This window comes from Paenarthrobacter sp. 10L412 (assembly GCF_056395565.1).
Genome location: NZ_JBFTJT010000023.1, coordinates 41,100 through 59,710, shown reverse-complemented (window position 1 = coordinate 59,710; position 18,611 = coordinate 41,100). Strand labels below are relative to the sequence as shown.

The 18,611-nt window shown below is 59.2% G+C and carries 14 protein-coding genes; 9 read left to right on the top strand and 5 right to left on the bottom strand.

Translation table 11 applies throughout. The features are described 5' to 3' along the window. From AC1DD7_RS23315 to AC1DD7_RS23280, 8 genes are all read left to right on the top strand, one after another. Positions 1-279, top strand: a 279-nt coding sequence (locus tag AC1DD7_RS23315) for a GMC oxidoreductase (RefSeq protein WP_477516769.1), incomplete at its 5' end; no start/stop codon positions are given. A 610-nt stretch (positions 280-889) separates the two neighbouring features. Beyond that, the gene (locus AC1DD7_RS23310; protein WP_477516768.1) at positions 890-2,290 is read left to right on the top strand and encodes an MFS transporter; all 1,401 of its coding nucleotides are present in this window, start codon (positions 890-892) and stop codon (positions 2,288-2,290) included. A 96-nt stretch (positions 2,291-2,386) separates the two neighbouring features. Beyond that, positions 2,387-2,851: a CBS domain-containing protein gene (locus AC1DD7_RS23305; RefSeq protein WP_477516767.1), complete on the top strand. Its 465-nt coding sequence runs from the start codon at positions 2,387-2,389 to the stop codon at positions 2,849-2,851. Positions 2,852-3,143: 292 nt separating this feature from the next. Further along, complete coding sequence (locus AC1DD7_RS23300) at positions 3,144-4,808, top strand: carboxylesterase/lipase family protein (RefSeq protein ID WP_477516766.1); 1,665 nt, start codon at positions 3,144-3,146, stop codon at positions 4,806-4,808. 319 nt (positions 4,809-5,127) lie between these two features. Then, complete coding sequence (locus AC1DD7_RS23295) at positions 5,128-6,729, top strand: ABC transporter substrate-binding protein (protein WP_477516765.1); 1,602 nt, start codon at positions 5,128-5,130, stop codon at positions 6,727-6,729. Between the two features lie 55 nt (positions 6,730-6,784). Further along, positions 6,785-7,792: an ABC transporter permease gene (locus AC1DD7_RS23290; protein WP_442006367.1), complete on the top strand. Its 1,008-nt coding sequence runs from the start codon at positions 6,785-6,787 to the stop codon at positions 7,790-7,792. Continuing rightward, positions 7,789-8,685 carry an ABC transporter permease gene (locus AC1DD7_RS23285; RefSeq protein ID WP_442006368.1) on the top strand — a complete coding sequence of 299 codons (897 nt, stop codon included), beginning with the start codon at positions 7,789-7,791 and terminating at the stop codon, positions 8,683-8,685. The genes AC1DD7_RS23290 and AC1DD7_RS23285 overlap by 4 nt, the downstream gene beginning before the upstream one ends. Then, positions 8,682-10,511: a dipeptide ABC transporter ATP-binding protein gene (locus AC1DD7_RS23280; protein ID WP_442006369.1), complete on the top strand. Its 1,830-nt coding sequence runs from the start codon at positions 8,682-8,684 to the stop codon at positions 10,509-10,511. The genes AC1DD7_RS23285 and AC1DD7_RS23280 overlap by 4 nt, the downstream gene beginning before the upstream one ends. Before the next feature lie 605 nt (positions 10,512-11,116). On the opposite strand, the gene AC1DD7_RS23275 is transcribed toward AC1DD7_RS23280, so the two are convergent. From AC1DD7_RS23275 to AC1DD7_RS23255, 5 genes are all read right to left on the bottom strand, one after another. Next, on the bottom strand, positions 11,117-11,524 hold the full coding sequence (locus AC1DD7_RS23275) for a transposase (RefSeq protein WP_477516771.1): 408 nt from the start codon (positions 11,522-11,524) through the stop codon (positions 11,117-11,119). Positions 11,525-13,058: 1,534 nt separating this feature from the next. Continuing rightward, entirely contained in the window at positions 13,059-13,421 is a 363-nt protein-coding gene (locus AC1DD7_RS23270) for a hypothetical protein (RefSeq protein WP_442006371.1), read from the bottom strand. A gap of 113 nt (positions 13,422-13,534) precedes the next feature. Beyond that, a complete protein-coding gene (locus AC1DD7_RS23265; RefSeq protein ID WP_477516764.1) occupies positions 13,535-13,939 on the bottom strand; it encodes an acyl-CoA thioesterase in 405 nt (134 codons plus the stop codon). Continuing rightward, the gene (locus tag AC1DD7_RS23260; RefSeq protein ID WP_477516763.1) at positions 13,936-14,841 is read right to left on the bottom strand and encodes a nitrilase-related carbon-nitrogen hydrolase; all 906 of its coding nucleotides are present in this window, start codon (positions 14,839-14,841) and stop codon (positions 13,936-13,938) included. Before AC1DD7_RS23260 ends, AC1DD7_RS23265 begins: the two co-directional genes overlap by 4 nt. 297 nt (positions 14,842-15,138) lie before the next feature. Further along, complete coding sequence (locus AC1DD7_RS23255) at positions 15,139-16,377, bottom strand: NAD(P)/FAD-dependent oxidoreductase (protein WP_477516762.1); 1,239 nt, start codon at positions 16,375-16,377, stop codon at positions 15,139-15,141. 781 nt (positions 16,378-17,158) lie between these two features. On the opposite strand from AC1DD7_RS23255, the gene AC1DD7_RS23250 reads away from it, so the two are divergent. Continuing rightward, positions 17,159-18,403, top strand: coding sequence for a PucR family transcriptional regulator (locus tag AC1DD7_RS23250; protein WP_477516761.1), 1,245 nt, complete (start codon positions 17,159-17,161; stop codon positions 18,401-18,403). Positions 18,404-18,611 lie beyond the last annotated feature (208 nt).

Below are 18,611 nucleotides of genomic sequence, written 5' to 3'. Positions count from 1 at the left end.
TCCCAGGACGCCGAGACCACCTATCACCCCTGCGGGACCTGCAAGATGGGCAACGATGACCAGTCCGTCGTCGATCCCCACAGCTTCCGGGTGCACGGCGTTGAGGGCCTTCGAGTCGTCGATGCGTCGGTGATGCCTTCCATCCCGAATGCCAACCTCTATGCGCCGGTCATGATGATCGCCGAAAAAGCAGCCGACGTCATCCTGAACAAGGACCCGCTCCCCGCTGAGCACGTCGACTTCTACCGACATGCAGCGGCGGAGGGGCTTAGCCTTTAAGACGATCATTCGGCCGGCCCGCGGGTTGCGAGTGTCCGCAGCAGTTTGCCTTTTCTCCAAGTCACTACGACGGCGGGGCGCGGCTTGGCGTGGAAGCGGCACCCCGCCGTCGTGCTGACTGCGAAAATGTCGCATGCTTCCCGGCGAAAGAAAGATCATGCAACTTTATCAAGTTGCTTGTCTATATTATATGAATGGGCGAAGTTATAGTGTATTCCTCTATTGAGAACCTGAATCCGCTACTTCACACGACGCGTCCGGAGCGGACGATGCCCCTAGACAAGAGTGGAACGTTGGACCATCCTGCCGATATTCGGCGGTCAACGATTTCCAAAGAGGCGGGCATATTGCACGCCAGCTCACACGGAATCACCTCTGCCGTCCGTGAACTTAAGCGAGGCGAGCCCGTCTCGGGGATTGGCTACAGCCTGGCCTGTCGTCCGAGCCGGATCGGGCCCACCGAGGCCGCACGCCAGCGGCTGTACAAGGAGTGTGCCGGAGGGTACGAAAGAGTGTCTGGTGTCGGGATAAGGACATCGACGCTCCAAGAGCGGGCGACTATTGAAGCAGCAGTATCTGTCCCGAAGGACACTGGCATCGGATTCGTTCGATGATTGACTCGCCTGCGCCCTCCCGCTTGGTTCCGGCGCTGATCTATGCAGCCCTTTCGACGTCGATCGTGAGTTCGCTCGGCATGTTGCTGGTGCCTGCCATATCTCGCGAGATGGATGTTTCCGTCAGCAACGCGCAGTGGATGCTCACCGTCAACCTGTTGTTTGGAGCGATCTCAACACCAATAATGGGACGTCTAAGCGATGGCCCCCATAAGAAGCGGCTTCTCCTGGTCTCCTTGACCGTCATACTTGTTGGCTCCGTTGTGGCGGCCTTGGCGCCAAACTTTACTGTATTCCTCATCGGTCGAGCCCTTCAGGGATTGACCTACGGAATAGTACCGGTGACGATCGCTCTTGCCCGCCGCTACGCTTCGGCCGACAAAGTGCAGGTTTCTATCTCGAGCCTATCTGTGACGGTGGCTACCGGCCTGGGACTTGGGTACCCCTTGACGGGAGTGATCGCGGGCCTGACGGATTTTCGTGTCGCGTTCTGGTTTGCCGTGCTTTTTGTAGTTTCCGCAATCGTAGTGGTGTTCGTTGCAGTTCCGGCAGGACCTGACACGCAAGCCGCGCGGTTACCGTTCGATTACTGCGGGGCCGCGTTGCTCAGCCTAGGTTTGGGCGGACTACTGCTCAGTGTGAGCGAGGCACCAACGTGGGGGTGGGCGTCTCCGTGGACTATGGGCAGCTTTGCTCTGGCCGCTCTCTTTCTGTTCCTTTGGGTCAGGACCGGGCTTCGACTGCGGGACCCCCTGATCAACCTACGAGTATTCCGGCACGGTGAGGTCTTGCTCGCTAATGCCACTGGAACCGGATTAGGCGCCGCACTGTACATCGGCCTCTCAATTTCAAGTCTCGTCGCACAAGCTCCCCTGTCCACCGGGTATGGCATCGCCCTTCCGGTCTTCTGGGCTGGATTCGTGATGCTGCCGCTCTCCGTGGGAAGCTTCGCGGCCAACCGGCTGGTCCGCTGGCTCTCACGACGAATAAAGCTAACAACGCTTCTGCCGATTGGCTCCGGCATTATGACCGGGGCTGGAATGTTGCTCTGGTTTGCCCACGATGAACTCTGGGAGATTCTGGCGGGGATGGTCACTTTCGGTGTCGGTATGGGGGCCAGTTACGCCGCAATGCCTGCTCTCATTGCACGAAGTGTGGCTAGGGCAGAATTGGGAAGTTCCGTGAGCTTCAACCAGGTCTTACGATCAGTTGGCGCTTCCTTCGGCACCGCCGTTTCTGGCGCTGTACTCGCGGCGAATATGGCACCTGACCTCCACGCAACCGGGGACGGAATCCGGGCAACCTTCGCGATCGGTGCGCTGCTCTGCATGGCGGTGTTCATAGCGCTGCTTATCCACGCATTCGCCGGTCGTCGTCGCCATATCGGCCAGGTGTGACCGTTCATTTCATGGCTTAGCTGCGCAGGCTGGGATGTGTAGTCTGCGGTGAGGCGGGGAGCGCATACTCGACAACATATGCGGAGGGGAGAAGGCTTGGACCGTCAGCAGGGCACTCGGCCAGCTGCCAGCGGCACAGCCGGGGCGGCGATGGTGAAGTTCCCCAACACGCTACCTCGGACCTCGACCGTTGGCGAAGTTCGTTCCCTCTTCGCTGACGAACACGTGCAGCTGGCCTTAGTGGTCGCGGCAGACGGACAGCTTTTGACCACCATCGAACGCTCTGACATTGCGGCGGAAGCGCCCGACGAAGCGCCCGCAGTACACTTGGGAAGGCTTGAGGATAGGACAGCCTCGGAGTGGTGGCCGATCAGTCGGACGACCGCGTGGCTCAAGTCCTTAGGCCGACGCCGGCTCGCCGTTGTCGACGCCGATGGGCATCTGAGGGGCCTCCTCTGCCTCAAACGAAGCGGAACAGGATACTGCTCAGACGCAGGCGTCCTTGCCCGGCAGCGGGAACAGGCCGAAGCGCGCGTTGGAGAGTATCCGAGCTGCACCTGAGTCTGCCGTACATTCTCCACTTTCCACGCTGTCGCTCCTTCTCATATATTCCTCTCAACTCTCCCTGAAGAAATCGGAAGCCATTTAGCCAGGCAGCTCCCGGAGGAATCCCTCTGCCTGGTCGGGACCCTAAGTAGGGCCACGCCCCCACTGTCGGGATAAGAGCGGCAACTCGCTCATGCGTATGTGCCGAGCGAAAGCTTCCTAACGTTCGAATTTTCTCGAAATCTGCCGCATTTGACTCCTGTGACCGGGAATTAACTGCGGCCAAAGTACAGGAGCCTGCACCACCATGAGGACTGACAACTACGCGGGAACGGGCGAAAGCAACAGTATCGCCGTGGTGCAACCTCTTGAGCCGGGCTTTGCCGCCGGAACCTCGACAGGCTACCGGACAGTCGAGACGGAACCAGGCAGACTGCGCGGCTTGGTCGCCGATGGGCTGGCCGTGTTCAAGGGCATCCACTATGGTGCATCGACGGCGGGGCCCAATCGCTTCCTGCCGCCTCGGCCAGTCACGCCCTGGGCGGGGGTGCGGGACGCGCTCGAGCTAGGTCCTCAATGTCCCCAGATCAACCCGGACTTTCCTGACTGGGTGGACCCCAGCGTTGAAAACGAGGACTGCCTCGTTCTCAACGTCTGGGCGCCGGACCACGCGACCATGTCCTCGAAGCTGCCCGTCATGGTCTGGCTGCACGGCGGGGCCTTCATCTGGGGTTCGGCGGGGGCGCCATTCTACGACGGGGGCAGCATGGCGCGCCGCGGCGACGTCATCGCCGTCGGCGTCAACCACCGGCTAAACGCATTCGGATACACGTATCTCGGTGAGTCTGCCGACGAGCGGTTCGCTACCTCGGGAAATGTCGGCCAGCTCGATCTCGTTGCCGCGCTGCATTGGGTGAGGGAGAACATCTCGTCCTTCGGCGGCGATCCGGACAACGTCACAATCTTCGGCCAGTCCGGGGGAGGCGCCAAGGTCATGACTCTGATGGCGATGGAAGAGGCCAAAGGCCTCTTCCACAAGGCCATCGTGATGAGCGGCTCCCTGCTCAGTTCCAACACCGCTGAGGATGCCTCCGCCGTGACGGCAGGCCTCTACAGGGAACTAGGCATCCGCGAGGGTGACCTTGAAGCCCTGCAGGCGGCCCCGGCGAGGGCGATAGTGCGCTACGTAGAGAAGGTGACTGACCCGCCTTTGACCCCGGACGGGTTGACGGCCTCCTTGAAATACGGCCCGGTAATCGACGGCAGAATCCTGAGGGGTAACTCTTGGGCAGATGGTGCTCCGGAGTCTGCCCGCCACATCCCGATGATGATCGGTACCGATCTGCACGAGACGGTGGGTTTTGCCGGCTTCGTCCCACGGGAGCTGGAGATACCGCCCGCCGACGATCTCGAGTTCGCGCGGAGACTGGCGCTGTACGCCATCGTCAGCAACGTCAAGGTTGAGGAGCTCGTCCCCCTGATTGCTGAATACCGGCGGGCCATGCCGTCGCTGCCGCAGACGGAGCTTTTGCTGCGGATCACGACCGACATCGGTTTTTGGAACAGTGCAGTTCGGCAAAGCTCTGCCAAGGCCGAACAGGGAGGGGCCCCGGTCTTCGCGTATGAATGCCAATGGAGGACTCCGTGTTTCGACGGCAGGTGGTCTCCGCACGGCGTCGAGCTTCCGTTCGTCTTCAACCGTCAGGACTACGGTGTGGCCTGGGACGGCGAGGACTCCAACGAGGCACGCATCGCCGCGGACCCGAATGGCGACAGGTTCCATGTAGGCAACAAAATGTTCGATGCCTGGATGAACTTCGCCAGGACGGGCAACCCCTCAACGGACAGCCTGGACTGGCCGGCCTACAACACGACCTCGCGCCCCACTATGGTGTTCGATGCGCACACCCGAGTGGTCAGCGACCTTCGCGGGGACCTCCGGCCGCACATCATTGCGCTCACGATCTGGTGAGGGCACCGCAAGCGCGGGTTACCCGCCCCGTCGCTGTCCTAAAGCAGCCACGTGGGGGCGTCGACGTCCCTCACGGCGCTTTGGGACCTCCCTTCGTCGATGGGGCTTCCGCACGCCTGGCCTAAAAGGACGCAACCTCTCTGTCCAAACAACTTGACAAGGGCAGGCCGCCGCCGCTCGATGTGTCGGGCTTGTGGGATCCACCAACGGCGATCTCCCTTTTATGAAAATCAACAATTAACGGTGATCTTTTTCACAGATAAGTTCTTTATCAATCGTCATCGGTCTGTCCGATGCACCGAACATGGAGGCGTACCACATGGATCACAGCAGTCACGAGTCGTCCGCAGCAAGGCCCGTCAATCCGTTCAAACTGGAGGCTTCCCGGCGGCAGGTGCTCGCGGTCGGCGGCATCAGCCTCGGCGCACTATTGCTGGCTGCTTGCACCAGCTCGCCCGGCACCGGTTCTGAACAGTCCGGCGGAACGCCTCAGAAGGGCGGTACCCTGCGCCTCTCGATCAGTGACGGTAGCAGTTCGGACACCCTGGACCCTGGCACCGCCCTCACGGGAAATGCGTCCACGGTCTTAAAAGTGGTTTATGACATGCTTGTGGTGACCGACCCCAATTTTGTGGCGCAGCCAGCTCTGGCGACCGCGTGGGAAGTAAACTCCGGTGCCACACAGTGGACAATCCACCTTCGGGAAGGCGTTAAATGGCATGACGGAAGTGACTTCACGTCAAAGGACGTCGTTTACACGATAGGCCGCTGGCTCGATCCAAAGACAGGGAGTTCGATGAACGCATTCCTGTCGCCTTACCTCGACATGGGCGAGGTTTCGGCACCGGACGCCTCGACGGTTGTGCTCAAGCTTAAGAAGCCCAACAGTGTCCTGATGCAGACTATGGGCAATTCTCTTAGTCAAATAGTCAAGGACGGAACCACTGATTTCAGCGGTACCAACGTCGTAGGCACGGGGCCGTTCAAGTTGACGGCGTGGAGCCCGGGCACAAGCTGGAAGGCTGTCCGAAACGACGCATACTGGGGTGGCGCGGCGTACCTGGATGGGATCGAGGCAACGATTACGCCGGATCAGGGCGCCAAGTTGCAGGCAGCGCTGTCAGGAGCGGCAGATCTCACCGACCTGATTCCGATCTCCTTGTGGGCCGGGATTCAAGGCCGCAATGACCTGGTACTCGAAACGATCAAGAACCGGCAACAATGGATCTTTGCATTCGATCAGCGCGTCGCGCCGTTCAACGACCAGCGGGTGCTCGATGCCATCAAGCTGGCAACCGATCGCGACAAGATGGTCGAAACCGCGCTGCAAGGCCACGGTGCGGCAGCAGCAGACGTGTTCATCGCCCCCGACTCTTCGTGGTATCCGGCAGGCCTCAAGCCCGAGTACGCACCCGATAAGGCGAAGTCCTTGCTGGCCGAGGCCGGTTTCCCGAATGGCCTCGACATCAAGTTGAGTGTCACCGATTCTGTGCCTGGGATGTTGGACGCTGCTCAAGCATGGCAGCAGGCCGTAAAGAGCGCGGGGATCAACGTAACACTGGACCAGTTCTCGCCGGACACGTACTGGTCCAAGGGATATATGGTCACTCCTGCTTTTATGTCTTACTGTCCCCAGGTCTTCCCCGTGTCCCGGTTTGACGCCTCCTACCGGAAGGACGCGGCTTGGCCCTATAGCCACTTCTCGGATCCAGTTCTGGACAAGATCGTTGACGAGCTTTACGCCACAACAGATCAGAGCCGGCAGATCGAACTGACTCAGCAGGCTTACCTTCAAGCCCGGAAGACCTACGGCATTCTCCTTCCTGTCTGGGCGGACGCTGCTTATGCGCGGTCTTCCAAAGTCAACGGACTCTTCATCACCATTGACACAGTGGACTTCAGGAAGACGTGGTTGGCCTGAAAGCCCGGGGACGGGCAGACACGATCGATGACTCGCAACTGAGAAGGGTAATGACATGACCATCGTGGCAGCGGAACCGGTAGCCGACCCGGTGGTAGCTGGCGGCAGGAGCATGACTCGCGTTTTGGCGTTGAGCCGTCAGCTTCTGATGTCGGTTCTGACGCTCTTGCTGATTTCGTTCATAGCGTTCGTAGCAATGAACCGTTCAGGTGAGCAAATCGCACGCAACGCCCTCGGGATCAACGTCACCGACGAGCAGTTGCAATCGTTCATAACGGTGCAAGGACTGGATCGTCCGTTGCTGGTTCGATACTTCGACTGGCTCGGTCACTATATCCAGGGTGATTGGGGAACAACTCTGATCTCAAAAGTACCGATCAAGCCGCTGGTACTTCCTGCTTTCGCCCATACGGCAGAGCTCGCTTTGGCATCTCTGGCCTGGTCCCTTCCCGTTGCCATCCTCCTGGGAGTGTTCATGGCTCGAAAAGGAGGGTTCTTTGATCGAGTTGCATTCGTGGTGATGACAGTGCTGGCCGCGCTCCCGGAGTTCGTCATCGGATTGGGCGTAATGATCCTGTTGGCCGTTCAGGTTCGCTGGCTGCCCGTTGGTTCGTCTGCCGCCGCGGGGGAGGTCACTGCTGCCTGGTTCCTGGCATTCGTCCTCCCCGCGTTGACTTTGGGACTGAGTGTTGTGCCTTACGTTTCACGAATAGCACGTGCGTCCGTTTCGGAGGCATTGAACGCACCGTTCACAAGGAACGCCGTTTTGCGGGGGTTGCCCAGACGACTAGTCGTATGGCGTCACGCCACCCGGTCTGCTGCCGTCCCGCTCGTGCACGCTGTCGCGCTCGTCATGACTTACCTTCTGGGAGGAGCCATCATCGTTGAGAACGTATTCGGTTTCCCAGGGCTGGGGCGTCTTTTGATTCAGGCCATCACCCAGGGTGACACCAACTCCGCTCTATCGATAACCGTGCTACTGGGGGCGGTATTTATCGCGCTTAGTTTCATCGCGGATATCTTCGTCACGTATCTCAACCCACGATTGAAGGCAGCCCGATGAGCGTTGATTCCATACCTCAAGCCACAGCTGTTCATCGCAGACCAGTACGTAAGTTTCGTCCTCTGAGACCCATTACCCACACCTGGTCGGGTCGCTTCGGACTGGTTATTGTCAGCGCCGTCCTGCTAGTGCTCATTCTCGGTCCGGCATTGGCTCCACATGCGTACGATCAGCTTGCTGTCGGGCGCCCGCTCTCGCCGCCCAGCAGTGGTCTGCCGTTCGGAACGGACCACTTGGGGCGGGACGTTTTCAGCAGATTCCTACTGGGCGGCCAGATGGTGTTGCTGATTCCCTTGGCGGCCGTTGCACTGGCGACTATCACCGGGGGTTTGTTGGGGATGGTTGCTGCATATGCCGGGGGAGTGTTCGATAAGGTGGTTGCCCGAGTCTTCGACATTCTCCTGACTCTCCCGCCACTGCTCATTGCCCTCTCGGTTATAGCTGGATTCGGCTCGTCGGCGACAGTCCTGTTGATTACAGTGGCTGTAGTCTTTGTACCGCCCATCGGACGGGTCGCCCGGGGTGCAACGCTCGCAGTTGTCACGGCCGATTATGTCCAAGCCGCTCGGGCACGCGGCGAGCATGCTGTTTCCATTGTCGTGCGGGAGATCGCCCCGAACATCGTCGGACCGCTCGTCTCGGATCTTGCCCTCAGGATCACCTACGGGGTGCTCTTCGTCGCAGCCCTCAATTTCCTTGGCCTTGGAGCGACGCCCCCCTCCCCGGACTGGGCCCTTTCTATCGCGACCAGCTTGGGCTACGTGCAGGTTCAGCCCTGGGCGGCTCTCGCACCGGTAGTCGGCATCGCCGCTCTGTCGGTTGGCCTCAACCTGATCGCAGATGCGATCATCTCCTATGTCAACAAAGACACTACTAAGGACTTCATGCTATGAGTACCTCCGTCGCACTGGAAGTGCGAGGCCTCTCAGTGGGGTACGGCCTGCGGAACGGCGTCCTGAAAGAGGTCGTGAGCGACGTCGATTTCGTGCTGGAGCGAGGAAAGATCCTCGGAATGGCGGGCGAATCCGGCTGCGGCAAGAGCACGACGGCGTTGGCGGCGATCGGTTATCGGCCAGGCGCCATGCAAGTGCCCGCTGGCCAGTCAAAGCTCGGCGACATTGATCTGCTGAACATCCCCCTTGCACAACTTCGACGCATATGGGGGAGCAAGGTAGTTTACATGCCCCAAGCATCGTCGAATGGATTGACTCCGGCCTTGACTATTGGGCGTCAGATGGCCGAGCCCCTGAAGATCCACCTCGGACTAACCGGACAAGCCAACCATGACAGGCAAGTGGAACTTTTGAAGGAGGTCGGCGTTCCTAATCCGGAGGCCGCGCTTCGACGTTATCCGCATCAGTTCAGTGGTGGTCAGCAACAGCGGATCAATCTGGCGATTGCTATCTCATGCAATCCCGAGGTGTTGATCCTCGACGAGCCGACGACTGGGTTGGACGTTACGACCCAAGCAAGGATCGTCAAACTTCTGCGACGCGTAGTGGAGGAACACCAGACCGCTGCCTTGTTCGTGAGCCATGACCTGCCTCTCCTCGCGGAGATCTCCGACCGAATCGCAATCATGTATGCGGGCCAAGTCATCGAGTCCGGTCCAGCGGGTGAATTGATGTCACGTCCGGAGCATCCCTACACCAGGGCGCTGCTGGCGGCTGTTCCGGATGCAACCGGCACTCGCGCATTATCAGGGATCCCCGGGGCACCGCCTCCAGGGGTTGTAGCTGGGGCCTGTCCCTTCGCACCACGATGCCAGTTCAGTATCAAGAGCTGCTCGGAATCCAACCCCAAGCTGTTGCCGCTGCGACCAACCCACAACGTTCGGTGCCTCCGGGCCGGCAATTACGAAACCCTTTCGATCAGTGACCGACCTGGAGTCCTGGGAACAGTCGAGGATTCAGCCTCGCTGCTTTCTGTTGATGATGTCTGGTGCGAGTACGGCTCGCGTGGTCATGCGATCCCGGTCGTCAAGGGAGTCACATTCAGCGTCGCTCCAGGCGAGACGCTCGCCTTTGTCGGTGAATCAGGCAGCGGAAAATCAACTCTGCTGCGTGCCATTGCAGGACTGCACCCACGCAGCAGCGGAGAAATTCAGTTTGATGGCGCCACTCTGGCCCCAGACGTGGGAAAGAGGTCACGCTCCGCGCGGCGCGACGTGCAAATAGTCTTCCAAAACCCCGACATGTCCCTGAACCCGCGGCACGACGTAATGAGCCTCGTTACCAGACCACTGCAACTCTTTGCACCCGAGCTATCCAAGGCCGACCGTGAAGAACGAGCACGTAAAATCCTGGCCGACGTAAACCTTCCCGAATCAATGGTCCATCGATACCCAAGTGAGCTCTCTGGCGGGCAGAAGCAACGCATAGCCATCGCGCGGGCATTCGTGACGAATCCACGGCTTATTCTTGCCGACGAAATCACCTCAGCACTTGATGTGTCCGTGCAGGCTGCAATACTCGATCTCCTGTCCGGACTGTCTGCTGAGTACGGCACATCTGTAGTATTCGTCACCCATGACCTCGCGGTAGTACGCGCAATAGCCCATCGCGCGCTCGTTTTGCAGAAGGGCGTTGTCAGGGAGATCGGTCCGGTCACCCAATTATTCGATTCACCGGCGGACGACTACACGCGTGAACTCGTTGGGGCCATCCCGATGTTCAGGCCACAAACGTATGGAGTCGACGCTACGAGCTCACTTACCTGAAAAAGACGCACAGTACGGCTTCGATCCTGAGGTTGAAAGCTGTACTGTGCGAGTTCAAGGGATCGTTCTCATCACGGCTCACCCTTGACGTGAAACCTGCCGTACATGCCACTTCCCTGTCGCCGGAATCGGCGAATGTAGTTTAGGATGCGGCCGTCGGCCGACCGGGAGGATTTCGCTACCTGGTGCCGGATCACCGAACTAAATGCGGTGGTTGCTGTCGTCGAGTAGCGGTTGGCACCTGAGTTCCTTTAGAACTGCTCTGTATAGGACTGTTACGCCGGTTTGCTCGGCGGATATAAACCTGGATGGGGCCTGGATCGAGCCGGCCAAACTTATTATCGAGGGCGCTGGCGCTGGTAGCGGCATCACTCAGGCGTCGCGTTCAGGAGGCTGATATGTAGTTCCGGTTGTCAAGAGGCATGGATGAACGGCTCCTGGCTTTTGTGCCGGGGGCCGTTCATCTTGTGCCGGCCGGTCGTGGTGACTTGTGGTGCCGAGTCTTTCTCGACTGCAGTGTCAGGCTGACATTCGCGGTTGGTTGCGGCATGACGATGTGTTCGGCTGGAGCGTATCGGAGTCTAGAATCGAGCGCCGTCGACGGTTTAGCCCGTCTGCTCATTGGTCGTTGGCCGCCCCGCTCCAGCAAGGAGAACGCATGAACGCGGCCTGACCCCGAACGTGCCTCCGGGACGTGGTGCGACTGCGATGGCAGCAGCGGAGCCAACTCGAGAGCCAGGCTTGCGGTGGAGTCTGTGGTTTCCTTCCAGGGCGCGGATGCGGGTGGCCGGGTCGACGAGATCGAGCTGGCGCATCAGTCGTTGCCCGGGCCGGGCGTAGGGGCGGCGGTGTTGCCACTCCGCTTCGATGAGGAGTTTGCGGGCATAGGTGTTCCCGGCCTTGGTGATCGGGCCCTGGTGCCGGGATTGACCGGAGGACTCCTCGCTGGGCACCAGCCCGAGGTAGGAACCGATGGACGAACCGCTGAATCGGGTCCAGTCCCCGATCTCCACGGCCAGCCCGACGCCGTGGTCATCTGGATGCCCCGCAGGCACATCACCGCCTCGAGCACCGGGGAGTAGCGGCTGGCCGCGGCGTGTTTGTCGATCCGTGATAGATGCGCGACGAGTAGTTCGGGCTGTTCAACGTCGGCCTCGTAGGTGAACTGCAGGGCCGGTTCCTCAAAGCGCTGGCGGTGCAGCCACTCGCGATGTTCCTTCGTCCACCAGGTGTCCTTGGGGTAGCGGATGCCGTGGCGCAGCAGGATGGCGTTGACGTGTTGGCGGGCGTGTGCGAGGTCCCTGGCCATACCGGACCGCAGCCGGGCATCGCCCATGGTCAGTAATTAAGGACTTTACTCTGGGCGACGCTGGGGATGATCAGTTCGACGGCTTGCCTTTCCATCACGGTGCCGGGCCTGCTCGCCGGGTGCCGCGAAGATCACATCAATCGGGTTCACCGGGACCTTTCCACAGTTGCTCCTGGAACACCGCATCTCGCCGGATAGGCCCCCGCCCGCAGGCCGGTGGACCCGGCCTTCTTATTGAATTACTCCAGGACCATGGACTGGGTCGTGAGCCCTGTTCCCGGCAGTCGGTTCATCGCCCGGATGCCCATCTGGCGCTCCGGGGCCCATGTACTAGAACACTCATTAACCGCCACAGGTTACGAAAAACGTAACTGGAGGCGCCGGCATCATCGACCCACCCGAGACGGGTTTGGACCCTCCGAACTAGGACGCAAGCCCGCCGGCCAGTGACGGCCTCCCGGGAATGGGTCAAAGAACAGCTCCGGGCTTCACCTGGCGAGAAGGGGGCGTCGGTGTTGACCAAGGGATGATGAGGGCCAGAGAGACTTGGGCAGTCGACATGTCGCAGCGACAAGTAGCGCCACGAGCGATTCCGGTCCGGGATTGGCAACACCGCCGGAGTTCGCTGGCTTCCCACGCAGCAGTGTACTTATGGCCCCAGCAAGATTCCCCTCCGCGCGCACAGATCCCGGTCAGGTGTACTCTTGCGGGACGTCCGCTGCCGATCCTTTGATCTCCGAGGATCCCACAGCAAGTGGATCGTTCAGAGCCGGAAGACTAAGTCGAGTGGTCTCGTGGGAGTCGGGTCGGCGCGCGATGCGTCTGGGTCCCCCGCGAGACTGCCCATAGCAAGCTTATTCAAAATACGGGTATCAGCAAGGCATAGGAGGCACTGCACCATTTGGACGAAATCAACATTTTCAGATTGTGATTTCCCCGTTCGTATCAGTCGCCTCCCTAAGCGTCCACCGACGGCAAAAGGGGTTGCTGAAGGAACATCTGGTAACCGTCAGCTGCATGGAAGAGGCGACGTTCCCCAACCCATGAAGTAACCCAGATAATAGTCCGGTCGAAACTCAACGCGTCTACCGTTCCGGAGAAACGGTGATTCCCATTTTCGAGAACTACGTTATGCCCTTCTTCGACCAGATCCCAGGGGGTGGTTGACGGTGGCGCCCAAGCCTTTTGAGAGCCTCCGAGACCTTCATCATATGTTGCTTCCATAGCTGGGATTCGCCCTAAGCGACTTCGTCGCGCCAGTGGACTGGGCTGATGGAAAGCAAGAGGCGGGTACCCGGGGTTGCGCTGTACTGGACAGTGGTTCCTTTAGGAAGAACAAGCAGTTCATCGGCGTCACCAATCAGGTCTTCCTTGTGGTCGCCGTTGATTATGATCAGGCGAGCCTGACCGTCAATCACGTAAATTGTTTCTTCATACTGAACCGTCCACGGGTCACTGAAGCCCTCCTCCTGAAAGGTCATAATGTATGTTCCAAGCTGCCTGAGCTTGCTTCCGGCCGTTCGATGTTCGATTTTTGCCGGACCAAAGTCGTTAACGTTGCTCGGATCAAAAGTGGGTTTGTGGGTCAAAGCGTTTGTCATGAGGGCTCCATGTTCTGTAGTTCGTGATTCGGTGGCCAGCAAGGCGTACTTCGACGATTTGCTGGCCGAGCTTGAGAGGGAGAGTAACTGGGACTTGGGGCAGGGTTGTTGGATCAGCCCTGCAGGGCGCCATCGAGTGCCATCGCGACGGCTTCCGGAAGTGGTCGGGAACGGGCCTGAGTTGGGTCGACGTTAACGTAAACGAGTTCGACGTTCGCCAGCTCCTTTCCACCACGAGCAATCGAAACGTCAATCTTGAAGCTGGAATTCCCGACGTTTCGGCACTTGACGTCAACGTCGAGAAGGTCGTCGAAGTAAGCGGGGGATTTGAAGGAAAGAACTGCACTGACAACCGAGGGATCCGTCCCTTCAGCGACCAGCTTCGGGTAGGGCCAACCAATACTGCGGAAGAACTCCGTCATGGCGACGTCGGCGATTTCGAGATAGCGGCTGTTGAAGAGAAACCCCTGAGAGTCCACCTCGTGGTTCCTCACGCGATGCTGGTACAGCGGCATCATGCGCCCATTTCTGCCTGCAGCTTGGCGTACAGATCCAGCCTCCGCAGTGCCAGGCCGGGTGCTTCGGGTTTTGCACGTGAGGCAACCAACAGGTCGTGGTCCAAATCGGCGATCAGTACTTCTTCGTCGGCTGACGCAGTGGTGGCCAGGATCCCGTCGTTGACTCCCACTGTTTTGTCCACGGGCCCGGCGACTAGGGCCTTACCAACTGCGAACATCGGGGAATCGGTAGGAATGCCGCTTGTACCGAACAGTGGTGACATCACCACGTACAGTTGGTTCTCGATAGCACGCGCCTGACAGCCGGTACGCACCCGGTGGACGCCCCGCCGGTTCCACGTGAGCGAAGGGCAAAGGATCAGGTCAACGCCTTTATGGACCAGATAACGTGAGAGCTCAGGGAACTGGATGTCCGCGCAGATCAGCAGGCCGACCGTAAACGGCCCAATTTTTGTGACCAGGAGTTCATCGCCGCCCCGGGCGCCTAGAGCATGCTCCTGTGGTGTGAGGTGGATCTTGTCTTGGGACTCGATCCGACCATCCGGGTGGGCGATGAACGCTGTATTGCGCAGCGATCCATCTTCGGCGACCCGGTTGTGACTTCCACCAGCAACCACGATGTTGTAATCCTGGGCCATCCTGCGCATGCCCTCAACGAGGTCATCCGTGAACTCCGGCAGGAACTTCCAGTAGTCCGATGTGATTGTGGCGGTCGTAACTTCGTGATCTGTGACTGCTCCGAGGAGCCCCGTGCTTGCGAGCTCTGGGAAAAGCACGAGTTCGGCCTTTTGTTCCGCCGCGCGCTTTACCAGCCCCTCCACATGATCCAGATACTGCTGGAGAGTCCTCTCCGGCCGGAGTTCGAACTGAATGGTGGCTACCTTTAGTGACGCCTTGGTCATAGGAATCTCCTGTCTGAGAAGTCGGCCGTCGCTGGTCGGCGATTCTTCCTTTATGTTCTTCCCGCGGTTGCGGACGAGCTGGTCGGCAGGTCGTAGAAAGAATATTCAGGTGGGGCATGGCGTTGTTGTCACAATCCATGTGCCGGGCGACTCATGCAATAGACGCTAACGGAGCGTCGAGGGGCTGAATACTAGGAGGATTCTGAAAGGGTAGTCAATGATTTGGTTCTCAGGCCAAAGGGTCAGGACTACTGAGCCAGTTGCTACGGCTTTTGACTTGGAAAGAAGGCTGGAGAGCTAGTCGGCAGAGATTCTGAGCGCGGACCGGTTCATTTTCAAAGCACCAGCAAAGGTGCTGGTCTCCCCGGCGATGACCTCCGCCATCACCTGGCCGCAGATGGGCGCGCTTGCGATGCCCCACGCGTGGCCGACGTTTATATAGGCGCCGTCAGCCCGATCGACGATGGGAAGGTGGTCACTTGTTTCGCTTCCGAGACCAGCCCAAAGACCGGTAACGCCGTATTCAGCTAGGCTTGAGTATCTGTCCAAGGTGGTCGAAACCATTGCGTTTGTAGCATTGATGCTGATGTGGGGATTGAGAGAACCCCGTCCGTCAAGACTGTTTCCGATGAATATTGACCCTCCGCGGTTTTGGGCGATCGAGTCGTCATAGTCAACGAACGAGGACCCTGAAGTCCCGCCGGGGCTCGTTCCCGCGCTGGAACTGTTCGGGCCGGCAAAAACCGCGGCTTCATAAGTTGGAAGGTCAGTGAGCGCCCCGCATCCGTACACACCCCGGGGTCCATGCATTATGGCGTTCAAGCGCGTGTCTATGGGCTGAGTCAGCATCTGACCCACTCTTGCAGTGCTGATTGGGACGTCGATCCCCTCGGCCCGGAGGTTGGTTGACCAGGCACCCGTTGCCCACACCACGCCCGATGCATGGATCTCGCCCCGGACCGTGCGGACCCCTGTTACGGTTTCGCCGTTTCGCAGGGTTGAAAGGACAGACGTATTTTCAAAAGTTCGGATACCTGCCCGCACACAGGCGCTGGCCAGAGCGTTGACGAACTGCACACCATCTATTTGGGCATCATCGGCGCAAAAGACGGCGCCGAGCGCACTTTCCGGAAGGATGGAGGAGTGCTTCTGAGCCTCTTCCCGGCTGATCATGGTTGCGTCCAAGCCGGCTGCCCGCCGGTTGGCAGCATAATCTTCAAGAACCCGGCCCTGTGCGTCGTTTTCGAAGAAAAAGAGGCCGCCTTGATTGCGATAGTCGAACACATCGCCAAGTTCGCTCAAGTAGTCCTGGTACTTTTCCTTGCCGGCTTTAGCGAGAGAGAGTTCGTCCCCTGTACGCCGCGTCTGCAGCCATAGGGAACCTGCGTTTCGTCCGGAAGCACCGTAGGCAGGAAACCGCTGTTCTACGACGACGACGTCGAATCCCCGCTTGCGCAGCTCCCAAGCGGTGCAAAGCCCCACAATTCCTGCTCCTATGACGACAATGTCACCTGTCGCAAGTGTGTCAGCGCTCATGGCAAGGTACCTTCTTCCTCGGGCTGTCCTGTGGCCCTCTTCGTTAGTCTTCCAGATAGACGAATCCGATAGCAGGGTGAGAAGTCCTTGACGCTTGAATTTCCAGAGGTCAAGCCCATGCAACATGACCTATACGCCAGAGAACGCAAGCAGGCCCATATGCCCAGCCGTATGGTGTTCGAGTCTCTACCTGCGACGTTAGGAGCCCACCAGCACAGGTGTAATTGTTTCTTGTCCAACGTTCGTCGAATAGCGTTAGAATTCTCACAGGGGGACGGCTAAATTTCTGGTCTAGTCTGGGCGAAAGCGGTAGGCGAGGCCAACCGCCCGTCCCGGTCTCTTCCCGAAAGAGTTCCCTATGATAGTTGATCCGACCTCCTTGCCACTAGGAGCAGTTCTAGCGGACTTGGGTCCTGCCGCGAAGCTTGTCGCGGGGGACGCTTCCCAGCAGTCCAGGCAAGTTCGTGGCGCTGTTGTCTTGCTGAAGCCGGAAGACTTACCCACCGACGTGGATGTGGTCGTGATATGCCCAGGTGCCGCAAGCTTTAGTGACTTGGTCGCGGACCGGCTCGATGGGCCCGGACGCGTCATCTTCGTTACGGCGTCCGAGTCCTCTCTTTCGGAAGGGATCCAAGTCGTCGGGGAGCAGCACGTCGTCATCGCTGTTGATCCAGCCCTGAACGTCGCTAGCGTCGTGATGTCATTTTCTCGATCGATGCAAATGCCGGAGGAATCCGTTTCCCGCCGATTAGCCTCCTTGCAGAGGGCGCTCAGTCAAGCGATGACAGAAACTGAACCGATAGCGGCGCTACTAAGCCGATTGGCGCACGTATGTAATGCCACCGCAGTCCTCATCGACAGATTCGGTAAGACTGTCCATGCCACCGGGCCCACACCCATGTCACTTTTGTTTGAAGAGATCGGCCGCACCGAGGCCGATTCACAGAACGTGGACGTGGACGGATGGAGGGGGGTGGCAGCCAGAATTTCGGCTCCTGACGAGGCCGACTCGCATTTCGGTTGGCTCGTCATCACGGCTCGGCGGACGAATTTTCCGGATAGCCATTCAACCTCCGCCGCTCACGTAGCCGCAACCTTGGTCGAGGCCAGCCAGCGAATGGCCGTGGCCGCCCGACAACAAGAACGAGCCATACGCACTGCCGTGCTTGAGGAGGCGCTGGCATTGCGCCGCGAGCCTCACAATCCCGAATTGGCGGCCCGAATAGCGGCTTTCGGCCTGTCTTTTGACGACGAGTTGCGGACCATTGTTTTCCGGCCAATTCGACCTGCGGTCGCATCGCGCTCGTTGCCGGCGTCTGAGGATCTATCGGAAATGTTGGGCAAGGCACTGGAGTCACAGTCCATCGCGTACCTCATGACCGCCAAGGACAAGACAATAACGATAGCGGCGCAGTGTAGCGTTCAAGCCTTCCGGCGAGTGATCGTGGCGGAAGGCTCCAAACTCCCAGGCGCCCTCATTGGAATCGGCCGCAGTGTGCATGCCTTGGGCGACATTCTGGACTCATACCAGGACGCGCAGTTGGCGGTTCGAACCCTTCGCCGTAATTCGCGAGGTCCTAAACTTATGGCGTACGAAGACTTCAACTATGCAACTAGGCTTTTCGCTGACGTCGGTTTCGACAAGATGATCAAATGGGCCCAGGAGTTCCTGAAGCCCTTGGAGGGGCGCGAGCTGCTGGTAGAGGGTCTTCAGACATACTTTGAGCATGCTCAGAACATCAACGCTGCGGCCGACTACCTGGAAATCCACCACAACTCACTGCGCTACCGGATAGCTAAAGCTGAAGAAATCCTGGGCATCAATTTGAGGGAACCGGGTGCTGTTTCTTCCGTTTTCTTAGCTCTGACGGCCCTTGAGCTGGGACGGATTCAACAGCTGCGGCCCAAATCGTCCGGCGATACGGGACGAAGCCGTAAACCATCGGACGTTGAAGCAAGCGACGTCGTGCCCTACTCGAGGCCATTCGTCGAAAGAGCCGGCGTAGTTCGTGCTCCCGCCAGGTGAGACACGGAGCGGGTGATCCTAAGAGCGTGGGCGTGGTTATGAAGAGCGCTTATAGATCCTGACGGTGACCTGTTGTGCTGTTCGTTCTGGCGCTGGAGAAGTTCGCCTGCGCGCTACTGGGCCCTAACAGTCTGCTTCCGCAACAGAAACCGGTCATAACCGCGCGGCCTCGAGGCCCAAAAAGATTCATATGCAGAACTTAAGGAAA

Excerpts from the sequence above, each read along its gene's own strand:
- AC1DD7_RS23250 (WP_477516761.1), top strand. The coding sequence starts at position 17,159 with ATGACAGAAACTGAACCGATAGCGGCGCTACTAAGCCGATTGGCGCAC.
- AC1DD7_RS23265 (WP_477516764.1), bottom strand. The coding sequence starts at position 13,939 with ATGATGCCGCTGTACCAGCATCGCGTGAGGAACCACGAGGTGGACTCT.
- AC1DD7_RS23280 (WP_442006369.1), top strand. The coding sequence starts at position 8,682 with ATGAGTACCTCCGTCGCACTGGAAGTGCGAGGCCTCTCAGTGGGGTAC.
- AC1DD7_RS23290 (WP_442006367.1), top strand. The coding sequence starts at position 6,785 with ATGACCATCGTGGCAGCGGAACCGGTAGCCGACCCGGTGGTAGCTGGC.
- AC1DD7_RS23255 (WP_477516762.1), bottom strand. The coding sequence starts at position 16,377 with ATGAGCGCTGACACACTTGCGACAGGTGACATTGTCGTCATAGGAGCA.
- AC1DD7_RS23295 (WP_477516765.1), top strand. The coding sequence starts at position 5,128 with ATGGATCACAGCAGTCACGAGTCGTCCGCAGCAAGGCCCGTCAATCCG.
- AC1DD7_RS23285 (WP_442006368.1), top strand. The coding sequence starts at position 7,789 with ATGAGCGTTGATTCCATACCTCAAGCCACAGCTGTTCATCGCAGACCA.
- AC1DD7_RS23270 (WP_442006371.1), bottom strand. The coding sequence starts at position 13,421 with ATGACAAACGCTTTGACCCACAAACCCACTTTTGATCCGAGCAACGTT.
- AC1DD7_RS23260 (WP_477516763.1), bottom strand. The coding sequence starts at position 14,841 with ATGACCAAGGCGTCACTAAAGGTAGCCACCATTCAGTTCGAACTCCGG.
- AC1DD7_RS23310 (WP_477516768.1), top strand. The coding sequence starts at position 890 with ATGATTGACTCGCCTGCGCCCTCCCGCTTGGTTCCGGCGCTGATCTAT.
- AC1DD7_RS23300 (WP_477516766.1), top strand. The coding sequence starts at position 3,144 with ATGAGGACTGACAACTACGCGGGAACGGGCGAAAGCAACAGTATCGCC.